A 19,143-nucleotide genomic window follows, 5' to 3' on the forward strand; every position below is an offset into this window, starting at 1 on the left:
GTAGCGGCTTCGGGGGGGGGGATGGGAGGCAGGCCGAACCCAAGAGATTTGGGTGGTGAGTTAGGCTGAACACTTGCGGCTCGCAGAGCCGCGCGGGCCGAAGCCTCCAACCGCGGAGGCCCGCAACTCGCCATGCTCGTTTTAGGCCCCGCAGGCTTCGACCCGCTAAAGTACTTGCATTTTCTCAGGCTTGGTTGCGTTTCGTTGCGCCTCCGCTGGCGGCGAACAGCATTAATAAGGTGCGTCTTCGACGCACCTGAAAGAGCGGGGGAGCTTTGAGTTGCGAGATGGACTGAGTTTTTGCGGTTCGTAGAACCGCCGGGCCTGCGCGCTAGGCCTTTGGCCCACCCCCGGAGCGCGCAGTCCGAACCCGACAGAATTGGTCTGAACTATTGGCCGGGCTTTGGGCATTATTGCTTTTGCGACTCGTAGAGCCGCGCGGGCCAAAGCCTCCCGCCGCGGAGGCCCGCAACTCAACGTTGCTTTTGGGCCCCGCAGGCTTCAGCCCGTCCAAGAGAGTAGGGTAGCCCAGCCCCTTATTCACCGCCCCCACTCCTTTCCCGTTTATTCCGAGAGGCAACGCAACGGAAGACCGTGACCACGCAGACCCGCGTTGTCGGGGTCGAGGTACGTCGAACGAAAATTCAGGTTCATGCCGTTGGTCTCTTTGACCGAAGCAGACCAGCTATCTCCGCGGCACGTGATGTCCAAGAGAGCCCCTGATCGTCCATTGTTCCCCGCATCGCGGACGCCCGGGGCGGCTCTGGGGGTTCGAACGAGAAGAAATATGTAAGTCGGAAAAGGTTGATTATTAGTCGGCTGTGTAGAATCGGCAGAAAAATTTGCTTAAAATCTCGCCTTCGACCTTGCGAGAGAAGAAATTTTGTCTACCTTTGCACACGATCCTTGAGGGCCTTTCGGGGGGATGGGATCGGAACGCATGCTGTTGTAGCTCAGTGGTAGAGCACTTCCTTGGTAAGGAAGAGGTCCCGAGTTCAATCCTCGGCAACAGCTCAGAGAGGGGGGGCGGTAGAGGGGTGTCTTGCCCGAGACGGCGGTTTCAGCCGCGGAAGGGATAGGGGCGAAACATATAATTGCGGAAATAGCTCAGTTGGTAGAGCACAACCTTGCCAAGGTTGGGGTCGCGAGTTCGAGTCTCGTTTTCCGCTCACTGTAAGCGAGTGATAATCAATAGATTGTTGCTCGTTTTTGTTTTGGTGGCGTGGGAGCGTGATGTCATTTATGTAATTTCGGATGCCTTTCAGACGGCTTTTCGACCGTGTCGCTCTCCATAGACTCTCCATAAGATTCCCCATAGAGATCAGTTTCGTCAGCTGCATGATTTCCATGCCATATCATTAATCTCCCAATCTGGCGTCCTTTATGAGGATAATAGATGCTTCTTTTAGTTATTGTTAGCGATTTGTGGGGGAAACCTGTCTCAAACTATCATGAAAAAGAGCAGAGTGTAAAAGTGTATTTAATTTATTCTTGAAAAATATATCTGTAAATATAGGTCGGAATGTTAGAAGGACAAAATGTCGCACTGTGACAAATTTTCAGCTTTTAGTGTCAGTATGTCAGATATTTTTATGAAATATAAGCATTGTGAAGAATTTGCATAGTTTTTGTGTGTAATATATTGAGAATAAGAGTTATGAAAGAAGGGGTGCAATAAGTTTGCTTCCAGTCTATCAATTGCTGGATTGAGGTATATCATTACAAACTCAAGTGTTTCTGGTATTTTTTCCAGCATTCAAATGAATGCCATGATTGATTGAATTTATTGTAGAGGGAAATAATTTTGGTGCTTACAGCCTTTTCTTCTATCGCAGATAGTCATTGATTTTTTAAAAATAATTTTTTCATGAAAAAACAAAAGAAAGCACGCATTTTAAATGCTAATAAGTATTTGCCTTTTTATCTGCAGGAAGGTGAACGGTTTTATGTAGGCTTGTTGTATGAAGACTTTGTGAAAAGTACGAATCTCCGGAGATACAATATACCGGCTAATTTTCAGGAAAATTTAATAGTTACACCAGCGCCAAAAGGCTCGGTTACTCGAGCTAATGTTTATGGTAAATATGTGCGTAAATATCCAGAAGAAAAAACGATTAAAACGGTTCATATCAGCTACAACCGCAGAGACGGGGCCTATATTGAGTATGATAGAGATTTCAATGTTTATGTGAAGGAGTTGGCTCATAAGTTTCAAGTTTGTATCCATTTTAAGACTAATAAGCATGGTCAAAAGGTTGTCGTGGCCGGGCCTCTTATTTATAATGATGATGTTCAGAATGTTGTAAAAAACACCCATGTCATCAATCTGTTTTGTGAGATATTTAACGATTTTGAGGTGTTTACTGCTGATTTAGAGCCTGCAATTCATTTTAATAAGAGATTTGCAGAAGATTTGCTGCCTCAAGGTACTCTTTCGGAAGAGAAAACAATGAATGAGTTGCTTGAATTTGCAGGACGATACACTAAAAATGAAGATGTGAAGAAAGCATTTCAGAAAAGACTTCATATCCTGGAGAGATATGCTCCTGATATCAGAGGAAAGGGGCCGAGTAACTTTTTTGGTTATATCGTATTCGGATTCAGTGATTTAAAAATTGTAGTCCTTGAAACGATGTATGCAGGCAATGCAACTTATGTTTTTAGGTTGGAGGATTATGAAAAAAATGTCATTAAAGATAAGCAGACAGTCATTAAGAATAAAATTGTTTTGAGACGCTTTTATCACTATGATGATTGGGAGAATCAGTTGACTACATATTTGGATACTCTCAAAAAGAACATGTAAATAAAGTTGAGAGTCGAACGATATAGTATATTGTCGTAAAAATGAGTGGAGGTATTTTATTTAATTATATTGGGTATCGCTAGTAGGATATGTTATTGATGTATCTGTATTGAGAGCTTTCCATAATGGGATGTCATTTTTCGGATGAAAGAGCAGGGCGTGAGAATCGATTCTCACGCCCTGCTCTTTTGACAGATAGGACACCGGTCCACTGCGCACCGCAAAGAGACTCGCACTCGCGGCGGGCGGACAAAGGATTATTGGATGCGTGTCTTTTTGAGCGCCTGGTAAACCGTGTTCGCCCAGAAGTTACGCAGGCCGAAACCGCCCGCTTTGGTCGTGATCTCCCGCACGAAGATCGGCTCGCGCGTCGCCACGTCGAACCCCACCACGTAATAAGTACCGCATCCCTGCGCCTTGTCCAGAAGCTTGGCAATCAGGATGATCCCGACCCCCTCGCTCTCCGGCAGAGCGTAGCTCCGGAGGTGCGTCTCGACGTCGAGCGGAGCCGTTTGGGCCGAATTGATTTTGATCGAATCCCGGTTCATCTCGTCGATCCGTCGGCGGATCGGATCGAGGTTCATCGTCGTGGAGGCCGAACCGCATATCCGGTCGTAGGTGTACTTGTCGGCCTGGTGGAGCAGCAGGTCGTTGATCTCGCGAAAGGCCTGGACGAACTGTTCGGGCGATTCGGAGGCGCCCCAGACCTTCACCGGCGCATAGTCCACGCCGTAGATGTAGATCTTTTCGCTGCCGGAGAACCGGTTTTGGGCGTGCGAAATCAGGCAAATCGTGCCGAGGGTCAGACTGAGAAGGAATTTTTTCATGTCGTGAACATATTTTAAAGGTTAGACTTTCTGTGGTCGAAGAATTTGACGACTTTCCGGCTCATGGGCGGCATTTGCAGCCGGGCGATCAGTTCCGGCGCTTCGAACACCACGTCCGGAGCCACCCGCACTTTCGACCGGAAGATGTCTTTGATCCGTTTGACGAATTCGTCGGTGTGGATTCGGCTGCCGATTTTGATCTGTACCTGGTCGGTGCCGATGCGGTTGGTGAAGACCTCGACGAGGTAGTTCTCGACCTTCGGAATGTTGTCCAGAATGTCGAATAGGGCCGGCGGATAGAGCGTCGTCCCCTTGAATTTGATCATCTGGCCCTTGCGGCCCAGGACGGAGCTCAGCCGGGTGGTGTTCCGTCCGCAGGGGCACGGATCGTCGTAGTGGATGCAGATGTCGCCTGTCTTGAAGCGCAACAGCGGCATGCCCTGCACACCGAGGGTCGTAATCGTCACTTCGCCCGGCATGCCGGCCGGAACGGGACGGTTGTCGTCGTCCAGAAACTCCGTGATGATCAGGTCGGCTGGGAGGTGTCCGCCCGCGTGGCAGGCACACTCCGTGAACGAGGATTGCATCTCGGTGGAGGCGTAGGTCGAGAAGAGCTCCAGCGCGGGCCATCGCTGGGCGATGCGTTGGCCCAGTGTCGTGAGGTCGCCGTCCGGCGTGCGGAGGGCTTCGCCGATACAGATCGCCCGCCGGAGCGAGCTGGCGTTGCAGTCGAATCCGTTGGCGTCGGCGTAGTCGATCAGTTTGAGCAGGAACGAGGGGACGACGATACAGCCGGTGGGGCCCACGCGACGGATCGTATCCCACTGCAGTTCGGGGATTCCGTTTCCGACCCGGATCACGCCGCACCCCAGCTGGCGTGCCCCCAGAAAGTAGGCCAGACCGGCCATGAATCGCCGGTCGAGGGTGGTCATGAGTTGCAGCACGTCGTCCGCCCCGCATCCGGTCAGGGCGAACGAGCTGGCTTCGTTGTAGGCCAGCCGGTCGAGGTCTTCGGTCGTCAGGGCGAAGGTCACCGGGTCGCCCAGCGTGCCGGAGGTGGTCACGTAGTCGACGATCCGGCGCCGGTCGGTACAGATAAAGTCGGTGTTGTGGCGTTGCAGCTCCTGTTTGGTGGTTACGGGCAGCTGTTGCAGCTGGTCGAGGCGGCGGATGTCGCCGACCGCGATGCCCTCCCGGCGGAACAGGGCACGGTAGTAGGGCGAGTGTTGCTCCAGATAGGCGAGCTCTTCGCGCAGCCGGGCCTCCTGAAACGCTCGGATTTCATCGCGGGAGCGGTAGTGCAACTCCGGATTTCGTATCATAATGTGCTGATTTTTCGTTCGATTTCGTCGCGTTGTTCTTTTCGGGGGATCTCGCGGTCGAGGGCCGCGCGCCATGCCCGGAGGGCCCCGTCGCGCTCTCCCTGCCGCCGCCGGTAGTCTCCCAGCAGCTCGTGGGCGGCGTAGAGGTCGGGGTTCTCGACGGTCAGGCTGTCGGCATACCCCGGCGCGAGCCGTTCGCCGTCGGCGATGGCGCGGCGCACCTGTTCGGCCCGGCGGCGGTAGGCGAGGAGCCGGGGATAGTCGTCGCGCAGAAAGAGGGTGTCGGCCGCGATCGTGCGCTCCGGGTCGGAAAAGCCCTCGCCGGGAGCGGCCTCCCGCAGGGCGAACACCCGGCGGAGGTCGTAGCAGAGGTAGGCACCCTCCTGCCACGGGTCGGTCGAGACCCACATCAGCCGCTGCTCGGGCTGGAAGACGACCGAGTGGTGGGCGAGGCTCTGGTCGATCGAGAGTTCGTTGCCCAGTCCGATCTCGCGGTCGCCCGTTCCGCGGCGGTCGCGCAGCACGGCGACCGCTCCCTCCGGGGTCAGCGGGCCGGAGCGGTCGAGCAGCTCTTCGAGCCGCCGGTAGCGGGGATAGCTGTCCGATTCGGCGATGTTTTGCCGGTTGTCGGGGTCGTCGGCCAGCTCGGCCGACTGGTAGTGGTTCGTACAGATGAGGCGGTCGCCGGCGGGGGCGAAAACGGCCTGCCGGTCGGGCCGTTTTTCGATCACGATGGCGCGGCGGCCGGCGGCTTCGGTGACGAGGAGGCTCTCGGAGACGAAGAGACGGCACGTGTCGGCGATCCGACACGCCTCGTCGGCCGTGGCGGCGTATTGCAGGATGTGCCGCGCGAGCAGCGATACGGGCATGGCCGACCGGAACGGAATCGGCCCCTGGGCGGCGTTGAGGGTGACGGTGAGGCCCCGTTCGTTCATCCCGGAGAGGACGCCCGTCATGCCGGGCCATCCCACCGAGGCGTAGCGGTAGCCCCGATCGGGGGTCACGAAGCTGACGAGTTTGCGGCGGGCGAAGTCGTCGCCCATGTAGAAGTCGAAGTTGCGTCCCACGAGCAGGGCCGAGTCGGCGCTGGCTCCGTTCCGCAGGGCGAACGAGCTGCATCCGACGAGCATGTATTTCTGCATGGCGTGTCCGATGTCGTGGGCGGCGTGGTAGTTGAGCTGCCGTTCGTAGGGGGTTCCGAAGGCGTCGAAGTCGTGGCTGCAAAAGGCGGAGAGGGCGGCGATCTCGCGCCGGTACTCTTCGGGGATGTGGTCGGCCAGCCGGCGGTTGAAGAAGAGGGTCAGCCGGTGCAGCAGTTTCAGCCGTCGCTCGGAGGGGACGAAGCGGCGCAGTTGGGCGACGAAGGCCTCTTCCTGATCCCGCAGCAGGTCGCGGCTCATCGCCCCCATGGCGGCTCCGCGGGTTTCGGCGTCGCCGGCGATGCGGGCCTCCCAGAGGCCGTACCGGTTCCGCAGCAGGATGTTCTCGCGGCAGACGCGCAGAGAGTCGCGGGCGACGCTCAACGGATAGTCGGCCGGGTCGAAAGCGAGCTGCGGGGGTTTCATGTCGGCGGTGGCCGCGCCGATCCAAACCCAGCAGAGGGCGCCGAGCAGGAGCACGATCACGCTGCCGAGGAGCCACAGCAGGCTGCGGCCGATCTGTTTGAGGACTCTGTTCATAGCCGATTATTCATAGCCGATTTTTCGGGTGAGGTACGTTTCGCCGACCAGCGCGCAGCAGGTGGCGGCGGCGCTGACGCAGACGCCCAGAAAGCCGTGGACGTTCAGGTTCTGGCCTGTCAGGAAGAGGTTCTCGACCTTCGTCCGCGGCGAGAGGCGGGACAGGAGCGGGTTGCGGCAATCTTTCACCAGCCCGTAGGCCGATCCGTCCGGTGTGCCGGTGTAGTCGCGGTAGGTGAGGGGCGAGGCGGTGCAGACGGACTGGATCGCCTCGCGCAGGCCGGGGAGGTGGGGTGCGACGAAGTCGATCGAGGCGCGGGCGTACCGCTCTTTCCAGGCGGTGTAGGCGTCGCCCCGCTTTCCGGTGGTCGTTCCGGCCCACGGGGCCCACTCGCCGGCCTCCATCGGGAGGAGCAGGGAGATGACGTCCGAAAAACGGCCGTCGTCGGAGGGCTGGGCGCTGACGAGTACGACGGGTATCCGGCATCCGAGGTGGTCGCCGGTCAACGACCAGAGGTCTGGCCGACGGTTGTGGAGGTAGTAGTTCCGGTCGAGGCTGGGGTAGCTGCCGGGCCGGAGGAGGAGCCAGGTGGTGAAGAAACCGATCGACTGGGGGAGCGATTGTAGATGACTCAGGAAGCGGGGCCGGATGGCGTGCGGGCCGTCTAGCAGGGCGAAGGTCGGCACGGGGTGGATGTCGGAGATGACATATCGTGCGCCGAGCTGTTCGGTGCGGTTGATTTCGACGGCGTCGATCCGTCCGTCGCGCAGGATCAGGCGGGTCGCTTCGCTGTCGGCGCGGACGGTGCCGCCGTTGCGCCGGATGGTCTCGACGAGGGCGTCGGCCACGTGCTGGGAGCCGCCGACGAAGCGGCCGGCGCTTTCGATGTAGGAGTGGTGGATCATCGCGTGCTCGTAGAGCGAGGTCTGCTGCCGGTCGCCGCTGTGCAGGAGGATCGAGCCGGCCAGCACGTTCCGCAGCACGGGGTTCCGGGTACAGCCGGCGATGGCCTCTGCTGCTGAAATCCCCATATACTCCTCGCCGCCGGAGGAGAGGCGCCCCGAGCGCAGGGTCTCGACGGAGATGGTGCGGCCGACGCGGTGCAGCAGGCGGCAGTAGGCTTCGATGTCGGCCCGTTCGGCGGGAAACTGTTCGGCGAGCCGGTCGATGAAACGGTCGTAGCCGCAGGCGAACGGGTACTGTCGGCCGTCGAGCCGGATCTCGTCGTAGCAGGCGGGGTCGAGCGGACTCAGCCGAAGGCGGTCGAGGATGCCGAAGTACTTGAGGTATTGATGGAGGATCTGTCCGGGGGCGATGCTGCCGACGTAGTGCATGCCGGTGTCGAGCAGCCGCCCCTGGCGGCGGAAGGATTGCAGGCAGCCGCCGAAGCGGGCGTGCTTCTCCACGACGCAGACGTTCATCCCCTCGCGGCTCAGCAGGGCGCCGCAGGCCAGACCGCCGAGGCCGCTTCCGATTATGAGGACATCGAATGGTTTCATGAGAGGTGGGGCGGGTCAGGTGTTTCGGGTGAGTACGGTTCGACCGGCTTCGGCGCGCAGGACGAGCCCGTGTCGCCGGGCGAACGATTCGATCTCCGGCCGCGTCGCGTCCGCCGGGTCGGTCAGGAGGATCGAACCGCCGGGACGAAGGCGCGACAGGCAGCGGTCGAGCAGAGGGTCGTCCGCCGGCCCGTTCACGAGGAAGATGTCGGAGTGCGGGAGCTCCGTCTCGTCCGACAAGAGGCCGAAGGAGATGTTCCCGTCGTTCAGAAAGCCGTGCCGCGCGATGCGGATGCGCTCTTCGTCGGGATCGAGCCCGACGATCCGCCGCTGTCGGGAGAGGAGGCCGAGCATCACGGCCCGGGCGCCGTAGCCGCAGCCGAGTTCGGTCACGGCGGCATCGCGCGGAAGGGCCTGGTCCCAGGCGTCGTAGTAGTCGGCCCGGGCGGCTTCCCGGCGGATGCGATGCATCAGCAGGGGGCCTTTGTAGAGGTAGTTTTTGCGCAGGGCGTTCCGGAAGTAAGGGTTCCGGGCCCGATCGTATTCGTCGCACAGGGCGGCGTACTGTTCGACGTACCACCGGCGCCAGCTTTTGGCCTGTTTGCGGAGGGTCGTCCCGAAGCGCGGGTCGCCCGCCGACACCCGGGGCAGCAGGCGGCAGACGATCCACCCCGGTTTGATGTAGAGGCTCTGCCGCTTCGAGCAGACTTCGCCGGCGCCGTAGATGACGGCGGGGAGGAGATCCAGACCCAGCCGGTCGGCCAGGTAGAAGGCGCCTTTGTGGAATCGTCCGATGGTGCGGTCGACCGACCGGGTGCCTTCGGGGAAGAGGGCGACGGAGTAGCCTGCGGCGACCTTCTCTCGCAGCTGCCCGACGGCGGCTTCGTAGCCTGCGGCGGTGTGGAAGTACCCTAAGTAGCGGACGATCGGCCCGAGGATCGGCGAACGCCACACCCGACCGTTGGTGACGAGCACGATCTTCGGGCTCAGGGCGAGCAGCAGTAGGATATCGATGGACGACTGGTGGTTGGCGATGATGACGGCGGGCCGGTCGAACCGTTCGCGGGCGAGGTTTTGAAACCGGACGCGGGTCGAGGGGACGATCCGCAGGAGGCCGCGCACGAAGGCGCAAATCAGGCGGTGCAGAGCGGCTTGTTTCTTCGCGTGCCGGATCGGGAGGACGAGGCTGACGAGCAGCAGCAGCTGGGCGGTCAGGCAGCCGCCGAGGAAGAGGAGGAAGGCGTAGGCGGTGCGTCCCAGATCGCGCAGGGTGTAGGGGAAACCGCCGTGCTGCACGGGCGACGAGATGAACCGCGCGAAGAGGATCGGTTGCAGGGTGTAGGAGACCAGAATCACGACGCTCAGCCCGACGACGGAGATCAGGGCGATGGAGCGCAGGGCGGGATGTTGGGCGAAGAGCAGGGCCCCCAGACCGGCGATGGTGGTGAAGGCCGAGAAGAAGATGGCGGTCTTGTGGGCCCGGAACAGTTTGCGTCCGTCGCGGTACTCGCTCAGCAGGCCGTCGAGGATGAAGATGCTGAAGTCGTCGCCGATCCCGAAGATAAAGGTCGAGAGGATGATGTTCACGATGTTGAACGGGATGTCGTACAGGGCCATGATGCCCAGAATGATCACCCAGCTGACGAACATCGGCAGCAGCGACAGCAGGGCGAGTTCCAGGCTGCCGTACGACAGGAGCAGGGCGCCGAAGACCAGAAACGAGGAGACCAGAAGGATGAAGTAGAAGTCGTCGTTGATGGCCCGGATCATCTGCGAGGAGTAGTAGGCGCGGTCGAGGATGACGGTGTCGTCGCAGGTTTCGAGCGCGGCGTAGACGGCCGTTTTGTCGCTTTCGGCGAGCTCGATCTGAGAGACCAGCAGGACGGTCGTGTCGACGGCGTTGATCCAGTCCGAGAAGAGCGGGACGTCGGCCAGCCTCTCGGACGAGTAGTCGCAGACCGTGTAGCGGTTCCGCAACAGGGCGCTGAAAGCGTCGAAGGCGTGGTCGCTGAAGCCTGCCCGGGCGGCGGCCTGTTCGAGCCGGGCGATCAGCGTGTCGCTCCGCGTGGCCCAGAAGGTGTTCCAGGCGTCGATGCGCCGTTCCTGCTCGGCGGCACTGACGAAGTAGTCGCCGGCGGTGGCGTAGGAGACGATCCGACCGCTCGCCAGCAAGGTGTCGAGCTGTCGTCCCAGGGTGGCGCAGGCGGCTGCGGTTCCGGGGTTGTCGGGGGCCGAGGTGAGCAGGAAGACGCGGGTGGTCTCGCCTTCGCCCTCGGTCAGCCGTTCGAGCCGGTGCTGGGCTTCGAGGATGTGACGGGGCTCGAAGTTCAGGTGGTGCAGGTCGGTGTCGAACCGCACGTCGTTGTAGAAAAAGGCGCATCCGATGGTCGCCAGCACGATGCTGCCGACGATCCACCGGTTGCGTTCGTAGGAGTAGCCGTTGAGGCGGTCGATCAGACGGAAGAGGCGGCCCGAATGGCGTTTCCGGCGGTCGGAAAGGAAGTGCGGCAGAAAGACCAGACAGAAGAGGGTGGTGCCCATCAGGGTCAGCGAGGCGAAGGCGCCGAAGTCCTGCAACAGGCCGGAGTGGGTGAAGAGCAGGGCGACGAAGGCGCCGATGGTCGTAATGCTGCCGACGGTCAGGGGGTAGGCCAGTTCGGCGATGACGCGCCGCGGGTCGTCGGTGTGGGTGTGGTGCGAGACGATGTGGATCGAGTAGCTCAGCGCGATGCCGAGGACGGCGGCTCCGGCGCCGATGGCGATCGACGAGATGCGACCTTGGGCGAGGTAGATGGCGGCCAGGGCGAACAGGGTGCCGAACAGCACGGGGAGCAGGATGAGCAGAACGGCTCCCCGGCTGCGCAGGGCGAAGGTGATGACGGCGACGACGGCCAGCAGGGCCAAGGTCAGGGTCAGCATCGTGTCGTGTTTGATCTGCCGGGCGTTGTAGACGGCCACGGCGGGCCCCCCGAAGTAGTCGATCCGGACGCCGGTCTCTTTCCGGACGCGGGCGATGGCCGCCTCCATCTGCCCGACCAGCCGGTCGTTGGTGTCGGTGCTGCCGAGCCCGTGGGCGGGGTCGGCGAAGAGAAAAAGGGTCGACCCGTCGGCGGAAAAGATGCGGTCGCCGTAGAGCTCGTACCGGTTGCCTGCGCTGAAGCGCTGGAGGCCGGCGAGGGGGCTGCTGCCTATGCCGAGCGGGTCGCGCAGGCAGAATTCGCCGGCGAAGAGGCCCGACGGCGAGGCGATGGTCGCGAAACAGCGTTCGACGGCCTGTTCCACGCCCCGGTCGTCGCGCAGCAGGGAGTCGAGGCGTGCGTAGTCGTCGTCCCGCAGAAAGATGGGCAGGTGGTCGTAGACGAAGTCGGCGCTGCGATGGATGGTCGTGGCGTCGACGCCTTCGGTGACGCGGCTGAGCAGGCCTTCGTCGACCAGCGGGGCGAGCGATTCGACGAGGCGGTCGCCGGCTGAAATCAGGGTGTCGGGGTCGGCCTCCGAGAGCAGGAGCACGATGCGGTCCTTCAGCTTCAGGTTCCGGAACATCAGGGCCTGTTTGCGCCCGGCGTCGTCGCCGGCGAAGAAGCTGGTGATGTCTTCGACGAAACGCATACGCAGCACGAGCGCGCCCGTGCCGACGGCCCAGCCGGCGAGCAGCAGCCAGAAGACGAGGCGGTGGCCCCGGAACCAGTCGTATAGGCGGACGAAGAAGTTACTCATGTTTGCGCATGTGTTTCAGGGTGGTCAGCAGGAGCCAGCCGACGAGCCAGGCGCCGGTGCCGCACAGGGCGGCCAGCAGCAGGCTGCCGACGAGGTATTGTCCGAGCATCTCGCCGAGCGTCCGGAACGAGATTTCGGACAGGGCGATGTCGATTCGGCTGCCGGTCACGCGGGCGCCGAGGGCGACGCTGGCATAGAGGATCAGCGGGATCATCGGCGGGATGCTCACGTTGGAGAAGAGGGCGGCGACGGCTTTGTTGAGCCGCAGCAGGTGGGCGGTGGCCAGGGCGAAAACGAGCTGGTAGCCCCACAGCGGGACGATGCCGCAGGCGACGCCCCAGCCCGCGGAGGCCGATAGCCGCAGGGGGCTGTCGCCGGAGTGGGTCACGTGTCGGCGGATGAAGCGCCGGATGTTCGTCCGGTTGAGCGAGCGCACGAAGCGCCAGGGGTAGTATCCGATCAGGGCGACGACGACCAGCAGGGTGTTCAGCAGGCTGATGCGGGCGAAGTCGCGGAACGGCCGGAAGTGCGACACGCGTTGGTCGGCGGGCGGATAGTAGACCCGGACGGGGATGTTCTCGACCGGGATGCCGCGCCAGGCGGCGCGCACGAGGATCTCGACTTCGAATTCGTAGCGCGAGGTCAGGGTGCGGATCGCGTTCAGGGCGGTCGCCGGATAGAGCCGGAAGCCGCTCTGGGTGTCGCTCATCCGGATGCCGGTCTCGACGCGGAACCAGAAGTTGGAGAAGCGATTGGCGAAGGTGTTCTTCGAGGGCATGTTGTCGGCGGCCAGGTTCCGCGCGCCGACGAGCAGGGTGTCGGGCGCCTCTTCGATCCGTTCCACGAAGCGGGGGATGTCGTCGGCGAAGTGCTGGCCGTCGGCGTCGAGGGTCAGCAGGTAGCGGTAGCCCTCTGCGGCGGCAGTGCGCAGGGCGAGCCGCAGGGCGTAGCCTTTGCCCTGGTTTTTCGCATAGCGGATGGTGCGGATGCCGTCGATCCGGCCGAGCAGTTCGGGGGTGCGGTCGGTCGATCCGTCGTCGATGACGAGCACGTCGGAGGCGTACCGTCGCACGTCGTCGATGACGCGGCGGATCGTCCCGGCGTTGTTGTACGTGGGGATCGCGACGAGGCAGCGCAGGCGGCGCAGGCGGTCGGCATAGGTCGGGGCGGTGGCGGTCATGGTTCCGGGTCGGGGATCGGTGCGAGGGTGGCGGTCAGTTTCAGGACGGTCTCGCCGCGATAGGCGGCGGTGCCGCGCACGTCGGAGGTGTCGCTGAGGGTGAAGTCGAGGGTCAGCGTTTCGCCGTCGGCCGGGATGGCGGGGGCGGTGAATTTGCAGCTCCGGATGGCGGCGAAACGGACGGGGTGGCCGAGGGCCAGTCCGATCGCTTCGCGCAGGATGGTCAGCAGGCCGACGCCCGGGGTCACGGGGTGGCCGGGGAAGTGTCCGCCGTAGATGGCGTGACGGGGATCGAGCCGGGCTTCGGCCCGGTAGCTGTCGCCCCGGGGTTCGACCCGGAGCAGCTGGTAGAAGGCGGGTTGTACGGCCATGGGGGATCAGGGTTCGGTTCGGAAGGTTTCGTCGGCGATCGGGCCGTTGAAGCGTTTGTCGGTGAAGGCGTAGTGGAGGTAGTCGCCCGAGGTCTCGGTCATCCGCAGGGCGTCGAGCGACATGTCGCGTTTCGAGATGACGAGGAGCATCTCGGCGAGTCGCTGTTTGCGGCGCGGTACGAGCCGGAGTTCATAGTGTCCGCCGCGGTCGGTCAGCCGGGGGGCGAAAGCGGTCGTGAGGGCGTCGAGGTCGCCGGTCATGCAGGCGGCCAGCGTCCGGCGGAGTTCGCGGAGCATGGGGTTGGACTGGGTCTTCACGAGGGTGGTCTTGCCGCCGCTGACCAGTCGGAACCGGTCGCCGTTCATGACGATGCAGTCGCCGTCGGCGAAGAGCAGCCGGATCTGCTCGGGGCGTTTGTAGCTGAAGGTGCCTTGCTTGCTGACCTCCTGTTTCAGCACGGCGGCCCGGCGGGTCTGGGTGAAGCGGCATTCGATGGTCTGTATGTCGCGGCTTTTGCGTTTCAGCTCGTCGGCGAAGCGGCTCCACTCCGGGTCGGCGGTTTGGGCGGCGAGCGGGGCGGAGAGTCCGGCGAAGAGCAGTAGGAAGAGGTGTCTAATTTTCATAGGCTGAAAGGTGAAATAACCGGTCGATGGTTTCGAACCGATAGCCGCGTCGGCGGGCGTTCGTCAGGAGTTGCCGGACGAGGTGGTCGGCGCCGTCGATCCGGTCGTGGAGCAGCACGACGGAGCCGGGACGCAGGCGGTCGAGGATCCGGCGGAGGATCTTGTCGCGGGAGACGTGTGTCCGGGTGTCGAACGGACGGATGTCCCATCCTATTGTGTCGTATCGGCCGTCGCGCACGGCGGCGGCGATCCGGGGATTGGTGACGCCGAACGGAGGCCGGAAGAGCCGTGTCCGGAGGCCGGTGATCTGTTCGAGGGTGCGGCGGGTCGCTTCCAGCTCGGCCCGGATCGCGGCCCGGCTCCGGAAGGGAGACCGACCGGAGTGGGTAAAGGTGTGGTTCCCGATGAGGTGTCCCTCCCGGACGATGCGTCGCACGAGTTCGGGGTGGGCGGCGGCTCGTTCGCCGATGAGGAAGAAGGTGGCCCGCACTCCCTCGCTGGCGAGCGTGTCGAGCACGAGCGGGGTGTTCCGTTCGTCGGGCCCGTCGTCGAAGGTGAGGGCGAGCAGGGGCTCGTCGCTGTGGCCCGAGGCCCGGCAGCGGGCTTTCAGGTAGACGCCGCTGTCGATGAAGAACGAGGCGTAGTAGCCGAAGCCGAGGAGGCCGGCGAGGCCGATGAGGAGCGGGATCCAGATTACGGGAGGCATTGCAGTACGGTTACGGTCGGTTCGGCGCCGAAGTATTCGTTGTATATGATCGCTTCCGGGGCTCCGGCGACGATGGCGGCGACGCCTTCGGCGAAGAGCCGGGCCGAGACGGTGGGATAGCTCTCTGCTTCGGGGTCGCGGCACAGGACGACGGTGTCGGGGGTGGTGCCGTAGCGTTTGAGACACTCTTCCCAGGTGAGCCGGGTGTCGGGAAAGTCGATCCGGACAATCTTCGCCCGGCTCCGGAGGGTGGGCGCGGAGGTCAGGAGGCAGAAAACGGCGCCTTCGCCGTCCCGCTCGCGGCGCCAGCAGCCCATGCGTTCCATGATCTGGTGCTGGGTTTCGGTCTGTTCGTCGAAGGCGCCGACGAGCGCCCGGGCGGCGTCGCCGTCGGCCAGCAGCAGGGTGGCGTCGAGCAGGGCGCTCTCGAAGCTCCGGCTGCGGTGGACGTAGGTGGTGTTGTAGCTCCGGTTGCCGCCGAGCAGGGCGAGCTGGGCGCCGACGGTGTTGAAGGTGGACTGGATGAAGGGGGTGGGGTTGAGCATCTGTTCGTCGGTCTCGCAGATGTTGCGCAGGAAGCGTTCGCTGTCGCTCAGGCAGCCCCAGCCGGTGGCGGTGAGGATGGCATCGATGTCGGCGAGCCGGGGGCTGCCGCCGACGCATTCGACGGCTGTGGCGACGCTCTGGCGCACGATGCGGCTCATCCGCCGGCGCAGGGAGGCGTCGGGGATCAGCTCGCGAAGGTCGGTCGCGAGGTCGCGTTCGGTTCGGATGTTCTCGATGTAGCACATGGCGGGACGGGGCTCGGGGTTAGGGTTTCGAAAAGAGCAGCGAGGTGCAGTTCCCTCCGAAACCGAAGGAGTTGGAGAGCACGTGGCGGATCGGTCGGCCGCTCCGTAACTGCCGTTCGGGCACGAGGCCGTGCTCGGGGATCGGCTGTTCGAAGCGGAGGTTGGGGTAGACGAGGCCGTCGCGCAGGGCGAGGGCGCATAGCACGGCTTCGATCCCTCCGGCGGCGGCCAGGGTGTGGCCGGTGAAGCCTTTGGTGGAGCTGAAGGGGGGCACGCGGTCGCCGAACAGCCGCCGGATGGCGCGCCCTTCGGCGAGGTCGTTGTTGGGGGTCCCGGTGCCGTGGGCGTTGATGTAGTCCACTTGTTCCGGGGCGATGCGGGCGGCGGCCAGGGCGCCGGACATGGCCCGGTAGGCGCCCTCTCCTTCGGCCGACGAGGCGGTCTGGTGGTAGGCGTCGTTGGCGTTGGCGCTCCCGGTCAGATAGCCGTAGGGCTCGCGGCGCAAGGTGTCGGCGCGTTGCAGGACGAGGTAGCCGGCTCCTTCGCCGAGGTTCAGACCGGCCCGGCTGGCGTCGAAGGGGCGACAGGGCTGCTCGTCGAGGATCATCAGCGAGCGGAAGCCGCCCAGAGTGAACCGGCTGAGGGCGTCGGTGCCGCCCACGACGATCCGATCCGCGATGCGGTGGCGGATGAGCCGGGCGCCGGTCAGAATGGCGTTGGCGGCCGACGAGCAGGCGGTGCTGACGGTGGTGGCGAGGCCGTCGATGGCGCAGTATCGGGCGATGGCGCGGGTCGAGGCGGAGCAGTCGTGCATGACGACGTCGCGCAGCCGCCCGCGCGAGGGATCGCGCAGGTAGTCGGCGTAGAACTCCTCGGTGCGATCCATTCCGCCGACGGAGGTGGCGGAGACCAGCCCGGTGCGGAGTCCGGTTCCGTCGCCGGCGTCGAGCAGGGCTTCGCGGGCGGCGACCATCCCGAGCAGGGCGGTGCGCGAGTGACAGGCCTGCGGAGCGAGGCCGAGCAGGGCGCTCAGCGTTTCGTTCGAGTGGGGCACTTCGCCGACCGGCACGCGGTGGCGGGTGGCGAGGAAGCGCGCCGCCGGGGCGAGACCGCTCGTCGAACGGGCGATCGCGTCGAGGGTGGCGTCGGCGCCGATGCCGAGGGATGAGACGATGCCGACGCCGCTGATGGCGATTTGCATCTTACGGCCGGTGTTTAGCGATGTATTCGGCGAGGGTCTTCACCGAGTGGAAAATGGGTTTGGCTTCGGCGGTATTGTGGAGTTTGATGCCGTAGTACCGTTCCAGAATCAGGATGATCTCCAGGGCGTCGATCGAGTCGAGTCCGAGGCCGTCGCCGAACAGGGGGGCGTCGGCGTCGATGTCGGACGGGGTCAGCTCTTCGAGGTTCAGTTCTTCGATCAGGTGGGTCTTGAGTTCTTCGATCAGTTGTTCCATGTCTTTGTGTGGTATGCTATGCGTGTGTGTCGGTATGTCGGGGTTCGTCGGCGGTTTCGAGCAGCTTCAGGTCGACTTCCCAGGTGTCGCCGAGCAGTTCGCACCGGCCGCAGATGGCGGCGCGGGCATGTCCGTTCCGGAGCAGCAGCCGGGCGTAGGATTCGCTCTGGTCGCTCCCGTGTTCTTCGATGAAGAAGGTGTTGTCGCCCTGGATGCGGTGGCGGATGCAAATCTCGCCGGCGGCGACGTTGGGCAGGGTGTAGACGAAGTGGGCGGGCGAGGGCGGTTCGTGCCGGTCGAGCGTGCGCTGGTGGCGGAGGTCGGTGTCGAGCGACGAGGAGCGGTTGCTGAGCACGAGGGCGATCTCGGTCGGGGCGTAGCGTTCGCCGAGGGGCCGGGTCTGGCTCAGGAGCCGCTCGGCGGCGACGTAGAGGGCTTTGGCGAGGTCGCTCATCTTGTAGAATTTCAGGTTCGGGGCGTCGAGGGCGCGGAATTCGTCGCGGATGAAGGCGCCGAAGTCGCGGTCGCCCCGGGGCAGGCGGTAGGCGGCGGATGTCCGGATCGAGGGTTCGGGCCGGGCGGTGACGACGGGACGCGCTGCGCCGTCGGCTTCTGCGGCGAGGACGATGGCGGCGTTGCAGCCGCCGAAGCCGGAGGCGGTCTTCACGCAACAGGGGTGTTCCAGCGGCCGGTGGTCGGGAGAGACCTCTATGGCGCACGGGACGCCGAGGGTCGAGAATCCTTGGGTGCCGTACACGATCCGTCGGCGGAGTTCTTCGGCGCAGAGGATGCTCTCGACGATGCCCGAGGCGCCGAGGGTGTGGCCGAAGTAGCCTTTCAGGCTGTTGGCGGGGGTGTGGTCGAGCCGGGCCCAGCGGAGGGCTTTGCTCTCCATCTCGTCGTTGTAGAGGGTGGCGGTGCCGTGGGTGTTGACGGTGCCGACCTGCCGGGGCTCTGTGTCGGCTTGTTCCAGGGCGAGCCGGATGGCGTGGTAGAGGCCGTCGCCGGTGCGCGAGGGGCCGGAGATGTGGTTGGCGTCGTTGGTCACGGCTCCGCCGGGCAGGGCGACGGCGGGTTCGAGGGCTCTCTGCCGATCGGTGGTGAGCAGCAGGGCGCCGCAGGCTTCGCCCAGCGTGAGGCCGTCGCGGTCGGCGTCGTAGGGCCGGCAGGGCCGGTCGCTGAGCGACTGGAAGGAGCGGAAGCCTTCGGTGATGAACTCGGACAGGAGGTCGATGCCGACGACGATGGCGTGGTCGCACTCGCCGGCGTGGAGCAGCCGCTGGCCGACGATCAGGGCCGAGAGGCCGGAGATGCAGGCGTTGGAGATGACGATCGGCGGTCGGGCGGCCTGAAAATAGCGGGCGATCTGCCGGGCGGTGTGCCCCAGGAAAGCTTCGTCGGGCACGGTGTCGCCGCAGCCTGCCAGCCGGTCGACGTTCCCTTTGGTGGTCGAGAGGAGGAGTTGCACGCGGTCGTCGTCGAGCCGGAGTCCGGCAGCGGCGAGGGTGGGTTCGACGGCCCGTATGGCGAGGGCTTCGAGGCGGGTGTAGCCGTCGGGCAGCCCGATCGGCAGGCACTCCGGGGGCAGGGCGCCGACGATAAGCTGCCGCCGGGGATCGAAGGCGAGGCCGGTGCGGCGGCCTTCGATGGCTTCGAGGGTGGCGGCTTTGTCGCCGAGGGCGGTGACGAGGCTGTCGGGGCCGAGCCAGACGGTTCTCACGGGTGTAGCCATCGGGTTCTCCATTGGTGGTAGAATTCGGGTTGGGTGAGGCTCAGCTCGCCGGACGGGTCGATGAAGACCTGCATGGAGTGGCCGGTGGCGACGATCTGTCGGTCGGCGTCGCGGCGAATGAGGTAGTCGAAACAGAGTTTCGCGGCGGGGGTGTCGATGTGGCGGATCTCGACGGTGGCGGTGTCGCCGATGGTCAGCGGGTGGTGGTACTGGAGGTGGAGCTCGACGATCGGGGCGGTGTAGCCGCTGGCGTGGATGTCGAGGTAGCCGATGCCGGGGTATTGCCGACCGAAGGCTTCGCGGCTGTCTTCGAAGTAGCGGGGATAGGCGCCGTGCCAGACGATGCGCATGGAGTCCACTTCGCTGAAGCGGACGCGGATCGGTATCCGGCACGTCAGTCCGGACGGGGCGGAGGAGGTGTGGCGGTGGAT

At 63.5% G+C, this 19,143-nt stretch carries 16 protein-coding genes and 2 tRNA genes; 3 read left to right on the forward strand and 15 right to left on the reverse strand.

The window, feature by feature from the left end; translation table 11 throughout:
• Nucleotides 1-564: 564 nt before the first annotated feature.
• Complete coding sequence (locus tag ACTO3O_RS06630; protein ID WP_297624462.1) at nt 565-711, reverse strand: hypothetical protein; 147 nt, start codon at nt 709-711, stop codon at nt 565-567.
• A gap of 231 nt (nt 712-942) precedes the next feature.
• Between ACTO3O_RS06630 and ACTO3O_RS06635 the strand changes: the two genes are divergently transcribed.
• The 3 genes from ACTO3O_RS06635 to ACTO3O_RS06645 all read left to right on the forward strand — a co-directional run bounded on the left by ACTO3O_RS06635 (nt 943) and on the right by ACTO3O_RS06645 (nt 2,806).
• Nucleotides 943-1,014 (forward strand) — tRNA-Thr (locus ACTO3O_RS06635).
• Nucleotides 1,015-1,096: 82 nt separating this feature from the next.
• Nucleotides 1,097-1,169, forward strand: a tRNA-Gly gene (locus tag ACTO3O_RS06640).
• 698 nt (nt 1,170-1,867) lie between these two features.
• Nucleotides 1,868-2,806 (forward strand): hypothetical protein, encoded by a 939-nt coding sequence (locus tag ACTO3O_RS06645; protein ID WP_297829767.1) that lies wholly within the window; start codon nt 1,868-1,870, stop codon nt 2,804-2,806.
• Nucleotides 2,807-3,063: 257 nt separating this feature from the next.
• Here ACTO3O_RS06645 and ACTO3O_RS06650 read toward each other — a convergent pair whose 3' ends face one another.
• Genes ACTO3O_RS06650 through ACTO3O_RS06715 form a run of 14 tightly spaced genes read right to left on the reverse strand, consistent with a single transcriptional unit; the run spans nt 3,064 to nt 19,143 of the window.
• Nucleotides 3,064-3,633: a hypothetical protein gene (locus ACTO3O_RS06650; protein ID WP_297829769.1), complete on the reverse strand. Its 570-nt coding sequence runs from the start codon at nt 3,631-3,633 to the stop codon at nt 3,064-3,066.
• Nucleotides 3,634-3,647: 14 nt separating this feature from the next.
• Nucleotides 3,648-4,955 (reverse strand): flexirubin biosynthesis putative acyl-CoA ligase FlxY, encoded by a 1,308-nt coding sequence (gene flxY / locus ACTO3O_RS06655; protein WP_297829771.1) that lies wholly within the window; start codon nt 4,953-4,955, stop codon nt 3,648-3,650.
• Nucleotides 4,952-6,634 (reverse strand): C45 family autoproteolytic acyltransferase/hydrolase, encoded by a 1,683-nt coding sequence (locus tag ACTO3O_RS06660; protein ID WP_297829773.1) that lies wholly within the window; start codon nt 6,632-6,634, stop codon nt 4,952-4,954. Before ACTO3O_RS06660 ends, flxY begins: the two co-directional genes overlap by 4 nt.
• A gap of 6 nt (nt 6,635-6,640) precedes the next feature.
• The gene (locus ACTO3O_RS06665; RefSeq protein ID WP_297829775.1) at nt 6,641-8,134 is read right to left on the reverse strand and encodes a phytoene desaturase family protein; all 1,494 of its coding nucleotides are present in this window, start codon (nt 8,132-8,134) and stop codon (nt 6,641-6,643) included.
• 15 nt (nt 8,135-8,149) lie between these two features.
• Nucleotides 8,150-11,851 carry an MMPL family transporter gene (locus tag ACTO3O_RS06670; RefSeq protein WP_297829777.1) on the reverse strand — a complete coding sequence of 1,234 codons (3,702 nt, stop codon included), beginning with the start codon at nt 11,849-11,851 and terminating at the stop codon, nt 8,150-8,152.
• Nucleotides 11,844-13,031, reverse strand: a complete 1,188-nt coding sequence (locus ACTO3O_RS06675) for a DUF2062 domain-containing protein (RefSeq protein ID WP_298080861.1) — start codon at nt 13,029-13,031, stop codon at nt 11,844-11,846. The genes ACTO3O_RS06670 and ACTO3O_RS06675 overlap by 8 nt, the downstream gene beginning before the upstream one ends.
• Nucleotides 13,028-13,402 carry an ApeI family dehydratase gene (locus ACTO3O_RS06680; protein ID WP_297829779.1) on the reverse strand — a complete coding sequence of 125 codons (375 nt, stop codon included), beginning with the start codon at nt 13,400-13,402 and terminating at the stop codon, nt 13,028-13,030. The genes ACTO3O_RS06675 and ACTO3O_RS06680 overlap by 4 nt, the downstream gene beginning before the upstream one ends.
• A 6-nt stretch (nt 13,403-13,408) precedes the next feature.
• Nucleotides 13,409-14,026: a flexirubin biosynthesis/transport protein LolA2 gene (gene lolA2, locus ACTO3O_RS06685; protein ID WP_297829781.1), complete on the reverse strand. Its 618-nt coding sequence runs from the start codon at nt 14,024-14,026 to the stop codon at nt 13,409-13,411.
• A complete protein-coding gene (locus tag ACTO3O_RS06690; RefSeq protein WP_297829783.1) occupies nt 14,016-14,732 on the reverse strand; it encodes a polysaccharide deacetylase family protein in 717 nt (238 codons plus the stop codon). The genes lolA2 and ACTO3O_RS06690 overlap by 11 nt, the downstream gene beginning before the upstream one ends.
• Nucleotides 14,720-15,523 carry a beta-ketoacyl synthase chain length factor gene (locus ACTO3O_RS06695; RefSeq protein ID WP_297829785.1) on the reverse strand — a complete coding sequence of 268 codons (804 nt, stop codon included), beginning with the start codon at nt 15,521-15,523 and terminating at the stop codon, nt 14,720-14,722. The genes ACTO3O_RS06690 and ACTO3O_RS06695 overlap by 13 nt, the downstream gene beginning before the upstream one ends.
• A 19-nt stretch (nt 15,524-15,542) precedes the next feature.
• Complete coding sequence (locus tag ACTO3O_RS06700; protein ID WP_297829787.1) at nt 15,543-16,724, reverse strand: beta-ketoacyl-[acyl-carrier-protein] synthase family protein; 1,182 nt, start codon at nt 16,722-16,724, stop codon at nt 15,543-15,545.
• A 1-nt stretch (nt 16,725) separates the two neighbouring features.
• The gene (locus tag ACTO3O_RS06705) at nt 16,726-16,980 is read right to left on the reverse strand and encodes a phosphopantetheine-binding protein (RefSeq protein WP_297829789.1); all 255 of its coding nucleotides are present in this window, start codon (nt 16,978-16,980) and stop codon (nt 16,726-16,728) included.
• Nucleotides 16,981-16,996: 16 nt separating this feature from the next.
• Entirely contained in the window at nt 16,997-18,712 is a 1,716-nt protein-coding gene (locus ACTO3O_RS06710) for a beta-ketoacyl synthase N-terminal-like domain-containing protein (protein ID WP_297829791.1), read from the reverse strand.
• Nucleotides 18,697-19,143, reverse strand: a complete 447-nt coding sequence (locus ACTO3O_RS06715) for an acyl-CoA thioesterase (RefSeq protein WP_482596613.1) — start codon at nt 19,141-19,143, stop codon at nt 18,697-18,699. Before ACTO3O_RS06715 ends, ACTO3O_RS06710 begins: the two co-directional genes overlap by 16 nt.

The organism is Rikenella sp. (assembly GCF_056799795.1).

What these genes read in the sequence shown, in the direction of transcription:
- ACTO3O_RS06670 (WP_297829777.1), bottom strand. Translation starts at nt 11,851, where the DNA reads ATGAGTAACTTCTTCGTCCGCCTATACGACTGGTTCCGGGGCCACCGC.
- flxY (WP_297829771.1), bottom strand. Translation starts at nt 4,955, where the DNA reads ATGATACGAAATCCGGAGTTGCACTACCGCTCCCGCGATGAAATCCGA.
- ACTO3O_RS06645 (WP_297829767.1), top strand. Translation starts at nt 1,868, where the DNA reads ATGAAAAAACAAAAGAAAGCACGCATTTTAAATGCTAATAAGTATTTG.
- ACTO3O_RS06650 (WP_297829769.1), bottom strand. Translation starts at nt 3,633, where the DNA reads ATGAAAAAATTCCTTCTCAGTCTGACCCTCGGCACGATTTGCCTGATT.
- ACTO3O_RS06680 (WP_297829779.1), bottom strand. Translation starts at nt 13,402, where the DNA reads ATGGCCGTACAACCCGCCTTCTACCAGCTGCTCCGGGTCGAACCCCGG.
- ACTO3O_RS06705 (WP_297829789.1), bottom strand. Translation starts at nt 16,980, where the DNA reads ATGGAACAACTGATCGAAGAACTCAAGACCCACCTGATCGAAGAACTG.
- ACTO3O_RS06700 (WP_297829787.1), bottom strand. Translation starts at nt 16,724, where the DNA reads ATGCAAATCGCCATCAGCGGCGTCGGCATCGTCTCATCCCTCGGCATC.
- ACTO3O_RS06690 (WP_297829783.1), bottom strand. Translation starts at nt 14,732, where the DNA reads ATGCCTCCCGTAATCTGGATCCCGCTCCTCATCGGCCTCGCCGGCCTC.
- lolA2 (WP_297829781.1), bottom strand. Translation starts at nt 14,026, where the DNA reads ATGAAAATTAGACACCTCTTCCTACTGCTCTTCGCCGGACTCTCCGCC.
- ACTO3O_RS06660 (WP_297829773.1), bottom strand. Translation starts at nt 6,634, where the DNA reads ATGAACAGAGTCCTCAAACAGATCGGCCGCAGCCTGCTGTGGCTCCTC.
- ACTO3O_RS06695 (WP_297829785.1), bottom strand. Translation starts at nt 15,523, where the DNA reads ATGTGCTACATCGAGAACATCCGAACCGAACGCGACCTCGCGACCGAC.
- ACTO3O_RS06675 (WP_298080861.1), bottom strand. Translation starts at nt 13,031, where the DNA reads ATGACCGCCACCGCCCCGACCTATGCCGACCGCCTGCGCCGCCTGCGC.
- ACTO3O_RS06665 (WP_297829775.1), bottom strand. Translation starts at nt 8,134, where the DNA reads ATGAAACCATTCGATGTCCTCATAATCGGAAGCGGCCTCGGCGGTCTG.
- ACTO3O_RS06710 (WP_297829791.1), bottom strand. Translation starts at nt 18,712, where the DNA reads ATGGCTACACCCGTGAGAACCGTCTGGCTCGGCCCCGACAGCCTCGTC.